The organism is Tunturibacter psychrotolerans (genome assembly GCF_040359615.1).
GTDB lineage: Bacteria > Acidobacteriota > Terriglobia > Terriglobales > Acidobacteriaceae > Edaphobacter > Edaphobacter psychrotolerans.
In genome coordinates, this window is sequence record NZ_CP132942.1 from 1,668,366 (window position 1) to 1,681,330 (window position 12,965).

General features: G+C 56.1%; 12 protein-coding genes and 1 pseudogene. 3 read left to right on the forward strand and 10 right to left on the reverse strand.

Annotation, left to right across the window (positions count from 1 at the left end):
• Positions 1-3: 3 nt before the first annotated feature.
• The 8 genes from RBB77_RS06825 to RBB77_RS06860 all read right to left on the reverse strand — a co-directional run bounded on the left by RBB77_RS06825 (position 4) and on the right by RBB77_RS06860 (position 9,830).
• Positions 4-558 carry a TetR/AcrR family transcriptional regulator gene (locus RBB77_RS06825; protein WP_353065847.1) on the reverse strand — a complete coding sequence of 185 codons (555 nt, stop codon included), beginning with the start codon at positions 556-558 and terminating at the stop codon, positions 4-6.
• A gap of 523 nt (positions 559-1,081) precedes the next feature.
• The gene (locus tag RBB77_RS06830) at positions 1,082-1,768 is read right to left on the reverse strand and encodes a response regulator (protein ID WP_353065849.1); all 687 of its coding nucleotides are present in this window, start codon (positions 1,766-1,768) and stop codon (positions 1,082-1,084) included.
• The gene (locus RBB77_RS06835) at positions 1,765-5,349 is read right to left on the reverse strand and encodes a response regulator (RefSeq protein WP_353064478.1); all 3,585 of its coding nucleotides are present in this window, start codon (positions 5,347-5,349) and stop codon (positions 1,765-1,767) included. The genes RBB77_RS06830 and RBB77_RS06835 overlap by 4 nt, the downstream gene beginning before the upstream one ends.
• 594 nt (positions 5,350-5,943) lie before the next feature.
• Entirely contained in the window at positions 5,944-7,068 is a 1,125-nt protein-coding gene (locus RBB77_RS06840; RefSeq protein ID WP_353065851.1) for a hypothetical protein, read from the reverse strand.
• Positions 7,069-7,105: 37 nt separating this feature from the next.
• Positions 7,106-7,570 carry a CSLREA domain-containing protein gene (locus RBB77_RS06845; protein ID WP_353065853.1) on the reverse strand — a complete coding sequence of 155 codons (465 nt, stop codon included), beginning with the start codon at positions 7,568-7,570 and terminating at the stop codon, positions 7,106-7,108.
• 71 nt (positions 7,571-7,641) lie between these two features.
• Positions 7,642-7,935, reverse strand: a complete 294-nt coding sequence (locus tag RBB77_RS06850) for a hypothetical protein (protein ID WP_353065855.1) — start codon at positions 7,933-7,935, stop codon at positions 7,642-7,644.
• 321 nt (positions 7,936-8,256) lie between these two features.
• A complete protein-coding gene (locus RBB77_RS06855) occupies positions 8,257-9,045 on the reverse strand; it encodes a tetratricopeptide repeat protein (RefSeq protein WP_353065857.1) in 789 nt (262 codons plus the stop codon).
• 2 nt (positions 9,046-9,047) lie between these two features.
• The gene (locus RBB77_RS06860) at positions 9,048-9,830 is read right to left on the reverse strand and encodes a hypothetical protein (protein WP_353065859.1); all 783 of its coding nucleotides are present in this window, start codon (positions 9,828-9,830) and stop codon (positions 9,048-9,050) included.
• A 206-nt stretch (positions 9,831-10,036) separates the two neighbouring features.
• On the opposite strand from RBB77_RS06860, the pseudogene RBB77_RS06865 reads away from it, so the two are divergent.
• The 3 genes and pseudogenes from RBB77_RS06865 to RBB77_RS06875 all read left to right on the forward strand — a co-directional run.
• Positions 10,037-10,099: pseudogene (locus RBB77_RS06865) on the forward strand (hypothetical protein); the annotation flags it as partial.
• A gap of 45 nt (positions 10,100-10,144) precedes the next feature.
• Positions 10,145-10,744, forward strand: a complete 600-nt coding sequence (gene msrB / locus RBB77_RS06870; protein ID WP_353065861.1) for a peptide-methionine (R)-S-oxide reductase MsrB — start codon at positions 10,145-10,147, stop codon at positions 10,742-10,744.
• A 14-nt stretch (positions 10,745-10,758) separates the two neighbouring features.
• On the forward strand, positions 10,759-11,238 hold the full coding sequence (locus tag RBB77_RS06875) for a GAF domain-containing protein (RefSeq protein ID WP_353065863.1): 480 nt from the start codon (positions 10,759-10,761) through the stop codon (positions 11,236-11,238).
• 39 nt (positions 11,239-11,277) lie between these two features.
• Here the strand turns inward: RBB77_RS06875 and RBB77_RS06880 are convergent, their stop codons facing one another.
• Together RBB77_RS06880 and RBB77_RS06885 are read right to left on the reverse strand one after the other, a co-directional pair.
• A complete protein-coding gene (locus RBB77_RS06880; RefSeq protein ID WP_353065865.1) occupies positions 11,278-12,144 on the reverse strand; it encodes an anti-sigma factor family protein in 867 nt (288 codons plus the stop codon).
• A 3-nt stretch (positions 12,145-12,147) separates the two neighbouring features.
• Positions 12,148-12,729 carry an RNA polymerase sigma factor gene (locus tag RBB77_RS06885; RefSeq protein WP_353065867.1) on the reverse strand — a complete coding sequence of 194 codons (582 nt, stop codon included), beginning with the start codon at positions 12,727-12,729 and terminating at the stop codon, positions 12,148-12,150.
• Positions 12,730-12,965 lie beyond the last annotated feature (236 nt).

Here is a 12,965-nt window from a genome sequence, read left to right on the forward strand (position 1 = left end):
GTGTCAAAGGCTTCGCAATATCTGCATGAAGCCCTCGATCTTTCGCGCTCCTGCCGTCTTGGTGGTAGCGAGGTTCTGTTCAAGGCTGGTGCCAACAAAAAAGGTCATCACGATATCAGCAAGCGAGCCCGCCGGCATGCGCGGTCGCTCCGCCTCGATGTTCTTGACGAGTAGTTGTCGCAGGGGCTTGAGGCTGTTCTGCACGATACTATGAGCTTCCGTCGGGAGAATCGCGAACTCCCTCATTGAATTTGTGGAGAAGCACCCCTTTTGCCCCTCGACACATCCGAGTGCCACACTAAGGTAGCTGCGAACATTATCCCAGCCAAGTGGTTCGGTCGTGAGCGTGTCCTTGATCTTGCTTGTCTCGATGTAGTAACGCAGGGTCTCAAGAAAGAGATCGTCCTTATCTCGAAACTCTGCATAAAGACCCGACTTGTTGACCCCCGTGGCCGCCTCAAGATCCTGAAGAGTCGTATCTGCGAAGCCATGTTCCCAGAAAACGGGAAGGGCTTTTTCAAGAACCCCTTGACGGCTGAAATTTCTAGGACGAGCCATACCTTGATCCTCTTCCTCCTGGATGATGCCTTCACAGCGCTACCCGCAATGCTGATACCTCTTCGCACTAAAACGAAGAAATAGGTACTCATTATTATGAACCGTTTAGTTCCAGATGTGTAAAAACCTTTCGAGTTGTCCGCGACGATACCTTCTCGGTCATTCCAACGCTTGCCGATTCAAGGTCTGTGAAGAGGCAGAACGATATCTGCCTACCGGTGGTCACTCGGCGCGCGCCGAATATCGCTCGATGATCTGAGCGCCACGGATCGTATCCCGGTCGAGCCGGACATGCATTTCCACCGCAGAGGGAACAGCCAGCCAGGTAGCAGGGCTCCCATCGCACTCTGATTGGGGATGTCCCCGAATTAAAGCGTGGAGCCCATGTCGAACCCATTTGTCCACGTCGTCGTCATCCAAGGAGACACTCAGGGTAGTAGAGGCGCTACTGCGCACGGTTGAGTCTCTCCCTGGGCTTGGATGAGTGTGGCAGACCCAGCACAAACTTCTTCAGGATTATTCGCTAGATTCGAGTCGGTGCAACATTATCGGATTTGTCTGGTGCAGTCACGAATGGGGGGCGACATGGATTGCCACGATTGTCGTGTCCCGATACATCGGCCACAAGAACGCCGAGATGCTCCTCATCCACTACGATGAAATCGTAGAAATCGCCGGCCACCGACGTCATGGGGACGTAACGTGCTGCGATATCTAGACTGGCGATTTTCGGGACGGTGGATGGAAGAATCGATAATTGGATCTGCCGCGCTGTTTCCAATTCTTTCTGGATATCGCGCAACTGCTGTGCGAGCTGTTCGCGGATGCCGCGAAGCGCGAGGTGGGTTTGCACACGCGCCTTTACAACCGCAGGGGAGAATGGCTTGTGGATGTAGTCCACCGCACCGACCTCGAAACCCTTCGTCTCATCCTCGACCTCCGTCTGTCCGGTAAGAAATATGACTGGTATGTCGCGCGTCTCCGGATCCAGTTTCAACCTCGTACATACTTCGTATCCATCCATCTCGGGCATGACAACATCCAGAAGAATCAGGTCAGGTAGAGGCATAACCTTGACGAGCTCTAATGCCTTTGAGCCATTGGTTGCAATGCGAATTTTGTATAAATCCTTCAAAATCGAATTCACGATTTGAATGTTGGCGGGAGCATCATCCACCACCAGCACTGTCTTCTGATTGACCTGAGTCATTTGCTGCCCTCAATTCGTGCACAAAGTTCGGCGATGCCATCCAGTTTTACCAGCGCAGCGTCAAAATCGAAGTCGTTGATCGACACGCTGAGACCATCCAGATAGGGCTTCTCGACAACACCAGCCACTGCGTCCTGCAAACTCCGAAATGACTCCTCGGCGCCGCCGTCACTCGCCTCGAGCAAAGTCTTAAGCCGATCAATCGCAGCAGTCACCGCCTTCCCATCGAAGGGCGAAATCTGTACCGCTTTGGGATGAGCGCTCGCCGATTCGCTTAGCGCTTTATTGATCGCCTGAATCTGAGTTCCCATCACATTCGCAAATTCAGCGAGTGGTGCCGACAGACCTTCTTCTCCGCCGCGTAGTGCCTTCTCCAGTTTCTGGGCTACCAACTGAACCGCCTCGATTCCAAGATTGCCCGCAACACCCTTGACGGTATGGGCAATGCGTTCAGCCAATTGCAAGTCGCCGCTTTTGAAAGCAGCCGAAACCTGGTCAGCTGCGTCGATTTGCTTGACGGCAAATTGCCTGAGTAGATCGCGATACAGTTGCCTGTTGCCGGCGACACGGTTTAGTCCATCCATGACTTTGATCCCTGAGATGTCTGGCAGAGATACGTCATCAGACGCTTTTATATTGGCGACAGGTGTTTGGGGTCCGACTGCCTGTTTGGGCCTCGGCTTTGCCCATCGCAGCAGCGTCACAAACAGATTGTCGGGGTCAATCGGCTTGGACACATGATCGTTCATGCCGGCATCGAGGCAACGCTGGCGTTCTTCAACGAGAGCATGCGCTGTCATCGCAATGATTGGGAACTTTCGCAATCGTAGATCGCTTCGCAGGAGCCTGGTTGCCGTGAACCCATCCATCTCGGGCATCTGCAGGTCCATGAACACTACATCGAACTTAGGAGGCTGGTCTCCAGCGGTTAAGATCTTTACTGCTTCACCGCCATGGTTGGCAACAGTTACGATCGCTCCCGCGCTTTCCAGAAGCTCTGTCGCAACCTGCTGATTCATCTCGTTGTCTTCGACAAGAAGGACGCGTATCCCTGTGGCGTCATGGACGGCCGCGCTGTCCTTTCTCTTATGGGAACGGTGGTCATCCGCGCCCGCGACGCCAAACAGGTCCACCAGAGTGTCGTAGAGTAGCGACTGGTTTACTGGTTTCAACAAGTAGCTTTCGACGCCGATCTCCTCCGCCTGCGTCCTGATCTCGTCCCGCCCGAAGGCGGTGACCATCACGATTTTGGGAATATTCTGCAGACGTTGGTTGCGCTTGATAACGCGGCTGGCCTGCAGTCCGTCCAGTCCCGGCATATGCCAATCCATCAGTACCAGGCGATACGGGTCAGTAGAATCTGCGGCAGCAATTTCCCTCACCGCGTCCTCACCGGACGAAACCGATTCAGCGCGGAGTGCAAATACGCGAAGCGCCTCGGTGAGTATCTCGCGAGCCTGCTCGTTATCGTCAACGACCAGGGCCCGGATCCCAGCCAAATCAACTATCAATCGTCTTTGTTTGTCCTCCGATCCAACTCCGAACCAAGAAGTGAAATGGAAGGTACTCCCCACCCCAGGCTCACCCTCTGCCCAGATGGAACCCTCCATCATTTCGACCAGCCGTTTTGAGATGGAGAGACCAAGCCCGGTGCCGCCATATTTTCTCGTAGTTGAGGTGTCCGCCTGCGCGAATGCCTGGAACAGTCTCGAGATCTGTTCCGATGTCATCCCGATACCGCTGTCTCGGACGGAGAATTTCACCTTGACCCGATCGGCTATCTGGTCCTCCATCGCAACCGTTACCAACACCTCGCCGCGTTCCGTAAACTTGACGGCATTGTTCACCAGGTTGATCAGGATTTGCCCGAGTCGAAGGGGATCGCCAATCAGGTTGGGCGGGATGTCATGCTGCGCTGCGATTAGGAACTCGAGGTTTTTGTCCTGCGCTTTTTGACTGACGATCGTCGATAAATTGTCGAGCACGTCTTCTAACCGGAAATCTGTCTTTTCAATATCGAGTTTGCCTGCCTCGATTTTGGAGAAGTCCAGAATGTCGTTAATGATTCCAAGCAGTGAGTGTGCGGCGAACTTCACCTTGGTCAGATAGTCTGACTGTTTTGGAGAAAGATCTGTCTTCAATGCGAGGTGGGTCATCCCGATGATGGCGTTCATCGGTGTCCGGATCTCGTGGCTCATGTTGGCCAGAAAATCAGACTTGGCTTTGGTGGCAGCTTCGGCCGCCTCTTTAGCCACCTCAAGGTCCGCGGCCTGTACCTGGGTGTGTTCCAGCAGCTTCCTGGTTACAAGTTTGCTGGAGAGTATCTTCGTATTGAGGGCGACGGTCGGTAATAGCGCGTCCAACAGTGCCTGCTGTTGCTCCGACACAGGGGCGGACGATGCCAGTTCGATGATCGCCAGGACGTCGTCCTGGTTCATCACCGGGATAAACAGTATGCAAGCCGGGCTTACTGTACCAGCCCCTGTGCTTACGCTGAGAAGTTTGTTCGTTTCGGAGACAATCCGAAGCGTTCGGTGCTCAGCAGCCGCTTGCCCCGCCAGGCCCTCGCCGAGAGAGAACTCTCGCAATTCGGTCGAGACATCTGTTGCAAATGCCCCAACTCGAGCGAAGTGCGTGCGACTATCGTCGGCCAGGTAGAACGCTCCGTACAGCAGATCTAACGTCTCGGAGATTCGCGATAGTAGGGCGCTGGCGAACGCCGGAAAATCTTCCGCCGACTGTAGTCGCTCAGTCGTAGTCGCCACCTCCGATTTTATCCAGCGCAAAATCTCCCGCTCGCGAGCAGCGATCTGCAAAGTCTGCAAGGCTCGGCTCATCTCACCAATTTCATTGGTACGGTTGAGATTTGCTATGGGTAGGTCAAGTCGTCCCTGCGCAACGTCAAGAATGCGAGTCCGGAATGACAAGACAACCTTAACCACTTCAATCTGCACTATCGAGAGAGCAATCGTGAAAGATGCAGCGAGTCCGAAAATGATTACGATCCAGGTGATCAGAATTGTTCGATGAGTTTTGAGGGTGAGTTGATCGGACTGTTGGTCGAGGCCCGCGTGAACTTCATCAGCTAGGTCAGTCAGCGATTGGCGTTCCCTGCGAAACTCGGGTTCAAATGTTTCGCGCGCCAGCTTCATAGCCTTGTCATTGTTGCCACTTAAGGCCGCAGCCCGAATTGGGCCGGAGTCGGATACCGCTTGGTCAAATAGGGCGGAGATCGCATCGATCTTCTGACTCATGCCTGAAGTTTCTGCGTTGCTCAATGCGACGGAAGAGTGAAATTCGGCCGCCGTCCTATCGAGCTCTACGTCGATCACTCGCATTCTGTCAGGATCAGGCTCAGCAATCTCCTGATAGACGAGCTGGGCGAATCGGTTGCTCAACACCCGCGCGACAGTTAAATTGTGGAGGGCTCTGACATCTTTGGCTATCAGATCGCTATACCGGCTGTCGATTTTATTCATCTCGACCGACGCGTAGAACGCTGCCACAATAACCATGAAGGCCAGCGGGAGCAAAGCTACTAGTATCTTGGTTCGGATTTTTAAATTCGCTAAAAGACCCATCTGGCGAGTTTTAACCCCCAACCATGAAATGGCGACTTCGACGATGGACAATTGTAGCCGTTCAGAATGCGCTCAGTGGACGCATCTATCTGTTTGAACTTGGCGGATCCGGTCAAAGAGGTACCGATGTGGCCGATTAAGCCGTTTCACGTTTTACCACCGACGCCCCACGGCACTCTTGGCAGAGATCGAAGGAGACTGCGGAGAGCAGAGGCGGGAACTGTGTGCGACAGTAGACGTGGATCCGAATCTGCTTCGTTGGGCCGATTTCTCATTGAGCTTCGGCAAGTGGAAAGTGAACACACCGGCATACAATTTTGGTAACTCGAGGCAATTTGACCAGAAGCATGAAAGTCCGCTTCTCGGCAAAGTTCGATCTGTTGTTGCCGCTACCCCGTTTTGCGGGAGGGACCTGCATGATCGCCCTCCACGCGCGCTGCGATGCCCCAGGCAGCGATACCTCTGCGCTCACGGTTCTACTGCACCGCCCTTCATCCAGAAGCGTTGCGCCGTGATGGGGTTGGTGTGCAGTGTGTGCAGTGAACCAGAGCAATAAGAGAGTAAGGGATGAAGGGGACGGGACTCAAGATACCTTCAGACTGCTGAAGGGTTAGTGGTCGTGGAAATTCCGCCAATCACTCCCGACCGGCTCAACATAAACCCTGTCGGCAAGGAGCCAGAGGTCGACGCATAGGTGTAGGTTCCAGAACCACCGCTGGCACTCAGCGTCTGGCTATACGCCACGTCCGCCGTCGGCGATGGCACGGTCGTCGGCCTCAGCGTCAGTGTGGATGGGTGGCGCCCGTGTTGGCGACCGTCGTTTCTGGACCCAGCCCTGTGCTCGTGTGCGAAGCGTCCGTCAGCGTCACAGGCACACTGCCGACGTCCTGGCTGTTCTCCCGAAATGATCGGCAGACGGTTGGCCGCCGCGTTTTGAATAGCGGAATACGCTCCTCCACCAGGAATGTTCGTGAACTGGATGGACGTGTAATCGGTCTGCACCGCGCCCGCGTCCACGGTGGTAACAGAGCAGTAGGTCGAACTGGAAACGCCCAGGGTAAATCCACGTTGGTCGGCGGTGAGGGGATTGCCACTCGCATCGACCGCCGAGATTTCAGCCCCGCGCAGATCGCCGCGCTCCCTGGTGGCGGCAGCATTCGTCTGCGTCGTTCCACCATAGTTGCCCAGAGCGGCGAGCATGGGATCCACACTGATGCTGCCACTGTTGATCGTGCAGTTGAAGCAGTCGCTCTCGCTGCCGTTGCCACTATCGATATTCGCGAAGAAGAGATTGTTGTAGGCGTCGACGACAAACTCGGGAGTTAAGACCGCCGCTCCGGCGCTGGCGCTGGTGTTGTGCGCAAAGATACTGTTCGCGATCGTAGCCGTGCCGTCGAAGACGCCCACCCCGCCGCCGTTGGCCGAGGAGTTGCCCACGAAGGTGCTGTTGCTCACCATCAAGGTTTCCGTCTTATAGAGCTCGCCGCCAGCGCCGCCCTCGTTGCCGGAGGAGTTTCCGCTGAAGGTGCTATTGGCGACCGTCAGCGTGCCACTGTTCTCGATGGCCCCGCCAAGGTTGCCGGGAGTGGAGTTGCTGGTGAAGGCGCTGCTGGTCACCGTGAGCGTGCCGCTGTTCAGGATGCCTCCCCCGCTATTCGCGTTTCCGTTTGCGATGGTCAAGCCGGAGAGAAAGACTTGCGCGCCCGACCTGACCGACACACACTTCCCACGGTGGCGGATCCACCACCGGAGACAGTCAGATTCGTCGGCAACGTACTGCCGAGGGTATGGTTCCGACGGCGCTGGAGGCGAAGGCAAAGTCTCCCGTGCCCGCACTCTCGGCCTGCTGAATCGCGTCACGCAGCGAACAGGTAGCACCACAGGAGGCGTCGCTGTTATCGGCGGTCGTGTTGACCATCAGGTAGTTCGTCTGCACGGCCCCAACGTCCGCACCGCCATTGCTGCAGCTCGCCGATGCCAGAGGAAAGCCGCGCTGGTCCGTAGTGAGCTGTGTTGTACCACTCGTCGCCAGTGAGTAACTGCCTGCGCAAATCGTTGGACTGCCCGGCAGCGGCAACATCGTTTGCGTTGTGCCGCCGTAGTTGCCCGGCGCGGCGAGTTGCGGATTGGCGTCGATGGCTCCGAGATTGCTGCTACAGTCTACGCAGTCGCTCTCGCCCCCGCCAGAGGCGAGATTTTGATAGAAGACGTTGTAGCTCACATTGAGGGTTCCCCCGGTTTGATCGACCCCGACACCCGCGCCGCTCCCGTTTCCCGAGAGGATGCTATTACTTACGATGAGCGTGCCGCCGCTATTCTGAATCGCGCCACCTGTGAAGCTCGCAGCGTTGCCCTGCGACGCAATTGCAACCGAATTGTTGAGGAAGAAGCTGCTGTTGCCGTCGCCGTGTTCGTGCCGCTGCTATTGAGGATGGCTCCGCCGTTGGTCGCCCCCAAATTGCCCGAGAAGATGCTATTGCTGACCGTGAGTGTGCCGTTGCTCCAGATGGCACCGCCGCTGGAAGCACCGATGGTTTGATTGTTAGAGAAGGTGCTAGCAGCATGACGGCCTCGAGGCGAAGCCAATCAGCCGGCTGCGCTCATCGCGCCTGTAAACCACTTCCAAGCTTCCATATACAAGCTCACCAGACTGCGAATACAAACCCGGTGAAGGGCAACAGGCACGCAACCTACAACTGGAACGCAAAGGCCCTTACTAAAAGAAGTATGCCTTGACATTAGCGAACCTGCTCACACAATGCACTTATGATGAATTGCACCAAAACTAGAGAAGCCGACCTATCAAGGACGAAACAACTTGTAAACGCCGAAATCTACAGGCATCGGAAACAAGGAGACGTCGCGGCTTGGGCGGCGCTGAACACCATCGCTTGTTGATCGCGTGGATTATGGGTCGCGGTACTCGCGGCGCTTTAGTTCGCGGAGCGCCTGTTCGTGGCCTTGCATAGCGGCCTGACGAATCCAGTGGCGGGATTGGGTGTAGTCGTGCTCTACGCCCCGCCCGATGGCGTAGAGGTGACTGAGTTGGAATTGGGCTTCGGCGTTGCCGTGATCGGCGGCCTTCCGATACCACGCGGCGGCCAGTGCATGGCTGAGCAGGACGCCTTGGCCTGTGTAGTAGAGATCCGCTAGCTTCTGCTGGGCTTCAGGATAGTTCTGGGCGGCCGCCAAGCGATACCAATGGGCAGCATCTGTGTTGCTCTGCGGAACCCCTTCCCCTTTTCGATACATGAGGCCTAGGTTGTATTGCGCCCAGGCGAGGTTACTATGAGCAGCGCGTTGGCACCATGCGAAAGCGTCAGCAAAGTTATTGGCTGCGTAGTAGCGGAAGCTGAGGTTGGCTTGAGCGTAGGCGTGGCCTTGCTCTGCGGCTTTGCGCTCCCAGTAGGCGGCTTGGGTGTCGTCTTGCGGCAGACCCTGACCTGCGTCGAACATCGTGCTAAGGAGATATTGCGCCTCGGCATGGCCCTGCTCGGCGGCGAGTCGGAAGCTGGTTGCAGCTTCGGTGAAGTTGCGGGCGTTGTAGTCAGTGACGGCCTGCCGGTAGTGAGGGTTAGAGGCGGCGTTGGCTGCATCGCGTCGGCCGCGGGCAATGATGCTCGAGCGCGTGGAATGGAGCGACAGAGCGCCGCTGGTAGGGATGTGTTGCAGCCCGGCTTTGGCTTTATCTTCCATCTTTATCTTCCGTGCGCGCTGATCTGGCGGTCAATGAGATCGAAGCGGCGGTTGGCGTCGACGATCTGCTCGCGGAGGTTGGCAGCGAGCTCGGTGAGCAGGTCGCGGTGCTCGCGGGCGGCGGCTTCGGCGTCGAGATACAGTTGAGCGATTTCGCCGGCGAGTAGCGTTTGCCGCTCGGCATCGAGGGAGGCGATGTCGCGCTCTGCATGCTGAATCTGGCGCGAGATGCGGAGAAGCTCGGCGGCGGCGCCTTCGCCAGCGATAGAGGCATTGATTTCGCGGTGATCGTCAAGAAGGCGCTGCAGGGTTTCTGTGTCGCCGCGACCGTAGGCCTGGTTTGCGCGGGCCATCAGCAGGGTAAAGTGCTTCTGCTCGGCGTTGTCACGCGCGAAGTCCGGGTGGATGCGCTTGGCGACATCGCGGAAGAGGGTTTTGAGGCTGGGCGGCGGGTCGAACTCTTCGGCTTCGCGGGCATCACCGAATGCGGCATCGTGTGTTTCCTCTGCGCGCTGGCGGGTTTCTTCGGCTCGGCGCCGGGCGGCGTCGGAGTCATAGAGATCGACTTCTCGCTCGGCGATGCGCGCTTCGAGGTCGTCGAGTTCGGCGTAGAGAATGCCGACTTGGCGGAGGTAACGACCTTCGAAGGTCTTGAGCTGGGCTCGGATTTGGGCGAGCTCGGATTCGCGCTCAGCGAGCGTCGTGCGGACGGTGGCAAGCTGCTCGCGCCTGTCGAGGAGGGCGGTCGCGTCCGGAGTTTGCTGGAGGATGATTTCGGCTGGCATGCGGCTTTCCGTGGGGCAACTTCTAGTTTAGCGGAAGGAGTCTGGCTTTTCGTAGATGAGTGCAGCTCTCGCAGTCCACGCGACTCGACTTCTTGGAAGAAGTCTTCTGCCTTGATTTGAACGGCGTCAAGTTCTGGGGCCCGTTTGTCTTCCCAGGGGTCATCATCCCGCCCTCCAATCCTGGCCAGAGCCTGTAACTCACCGACCACTCCTTCACGATCGAGTTCCTCGATCCCGGGGTGCAGGCCTTTGCGTTTACCTTCGGGTAAGCAGTCCCGTCATCCAGTACGTCTAACTATTAACAGGAGTAGTTAATGGCCGAAGAGACTCAGTATCAAGACAAAGATAGAAACAAGATGCCTCGCCGCGTCTTTCTTGGCGCGAGTGCAGCTGCTGTGGTGGGTGTCATACTCCACTCGCGATACAGAACACAGCCCGTAGAGGCGAAGGATCAAACGCCGAAAGACATTAGAATCGTCCAGTTCTCCGATTCAGGACAGCGCCAGGGTGTCGTTACTGTCCGAACCATTATTAAGCCCGATGCCGAGTGGAAGCAGCAGCTCACCCCCGACGCCTACTCTGTCACGCGGCTTGCGGGAACCGAGCGGCCATATAGCGGCAAATATTGGGACAACCACGAGAATGGCTTATATCACTGCATCTGCTGCGGAACGCCGAACTTCAGTTCGGAGACGAAGTTTGAGTCTGGGACCGGTTGGCCTAGCTTCTGGCAGGCCATCGCCAAAGAGAATGTCAAAGAAAACTCCGATTCTTCACTGGGAATGGAGCGTACTGCCGTCTCGTGCCCGCGTTGCGACGCGCATCTTGGCCACGTCTTTGATGATGGACCGCGCCCGACGGGGCTCAGGTACTGCATGAACTCAGTGGCACTCCAGTTCGTAAAGTCTGCTTGAGAGACAATAGACACATGGCTCATCAAGCGTTTCAAGAGATCCTCAGCGAGATTGAGAGATCCAGCACGACCTCGCACGATGTTCTTACTTTGCAGGAGTTCACCGTCCGCCTGATCGCGACGCGACTGCCTTACTACAACTGGGTTGGTTTCTACATGCTGGATCCGAACGACGCGAATGTTCTTGTCCTGGGGCCATTTGACGGGGCACCGACTGACCACGTTCGCATCCCCGTTACAGAGGGCATCTGCGGTGCTGCGGTGGCCCAGGCCAAGACAGTGATCGTGGATGATGTCTCCGCCGATCCCCGTTATCTCTCTTGCTCTATCGAGACTAAGTCAGAGATTGTTGTTCCGATTCGAGTTCGAGATAAAGTCGTTGGCGAGATCGACATCGATAGCCATGACCTCAGTGCGTTTGGGCCAGACGACCGAACCTTCCTGGAAGAATGCGCCAGGCTCATCGGTGGGTTTATGGAAGAGATGCACTCCTAAGCCGACGTGCGTCGAACACTGAATCGATGTCGCCGACGGTCAAAATGCAGCAAGGGACGTAAGCCTGTTTTGCGAAGAATTAACGCCCTCCGGAAAACCAGCCTCCGCAGGGAGATACTTTTTGTAGGCCGCGATCCAGTTAGTTGAAATGTCGTGTTGAGCGGTGGCCACGTCGAGCTTTCCAGAACAGACCAATTCGTGAAGCCGTTCCTCTAGTGCGTCTTTAGCGTGGGAATTCCATGTGGGGGATGTGTTGGGTTCCGGCCAGAGGTTCTGAATGTCTTCGAGACCTCCCAGCTCAGGGGCAATCAAATAATCGATCTCATAGTCGTCCGGATTGGGATTGATTATTCCGTATTCATGAAACACCTGCTGACGTAAGGACAATGAAACGGGCTTGATAACCTCTTCGTGAGCCACCGAGCAGATGTCCTTGATTGCAACCTGCCGTGCTGCGCCGGGAGTGAGATTTCGATCGGGGATTGCCCTAAGGGCAAGCGTCGCGGTCGCTGGATCGGGTACTCGCGGAGTAAAACGATGGTAGATGGCCTCGCCACCCAAAATGGTAAGTATGGCGGTGATAGTCCCGTACACGCCAAATCGAATAACAGGACCGGGATGGAAAAATCGTCGCCAGGAGTCAGGTAGAGGCCGCGACGCAAGTTCGGCTAATTGATACCTCAACTGTGCGCCAGATTCAGCGGCCGGCGGCAGCATGGGATCGATACTCTGGCGATGAGTTCGTACAAAACCGGTTATGGTCTGTTCGATTTCAGTCACCCGAGCGCGGCAGTCCCAACAAGCAGTGAGATGCGCACGAATTCTAGATGCGCGGCGCGTTGATAGTTCGCCATCCACGAGCAGAAGAAGCTCTTCCTCTTTGGGGTGAGAATCTTCTCTCCACATTGGTTATCTCCCCTCCGCACGCGACAGACGTGCGAGCGATCGCGTCAGCGATATCGATACAGATCCTAGAGATATACCGAGCACCGCGGCTATCTCACGATAACGAAGTCCTTCCGCGCGCAAGCAAAGACAATGTCGGTCGTTCTCCGGGAGAGCTTGAAGAACAGCCAGCAAACGGGCGCGCTTTTGCCCAAACAATACCTGTTCTTCGGGATTCGGGGAGGGGTCGGATTGTTGAAATGCAATGTCCACGTCGTTCGACGTCATCTTGTACCATCGCTGGCTGGCGGTGCGTTGCTTCAAGGCAAGGTTGTGTGCGACACGGAAGATCCATCCACGCAGATTGTGTCGAGATTTTTCCGATTGCAGATGCCGGAAAAGTGAGAGAAATACCTCCTGAATAATCTCCTCTCCATCATGTGGAGAAAGCCCTATCGATATCACGTAGCGAAGAAGCGGAACCCGAAATCGCTCAAAAAGGCCCAGGATCTCGGACTCGATCTCAGAGGCTCTTCCCGGCGACTCGGACAAAGTCGAGCGCGGAAATGGCATAACGTCGAGCAAGTCTGTGGGCGGGTTCAGCATGACTGGTCATACCCTTTATATTCCGATCGGTGGCATTTTGTTCACGCTTTCTCGTTCGATCTCCGCCTGTCAATGGAGTGTAAAGAGGTCGACGCAAAAGACTCGAATAAAAGTCTGAACGAAACGTCTGGAAACGGAATATTCAATCAATGAAAGAAAATCGACAGATGCCCGTCGAATCTTCGGGCTCTTCAACACCTAAGAGCGGGAGACTCGTGCCCACATCACAATATTTG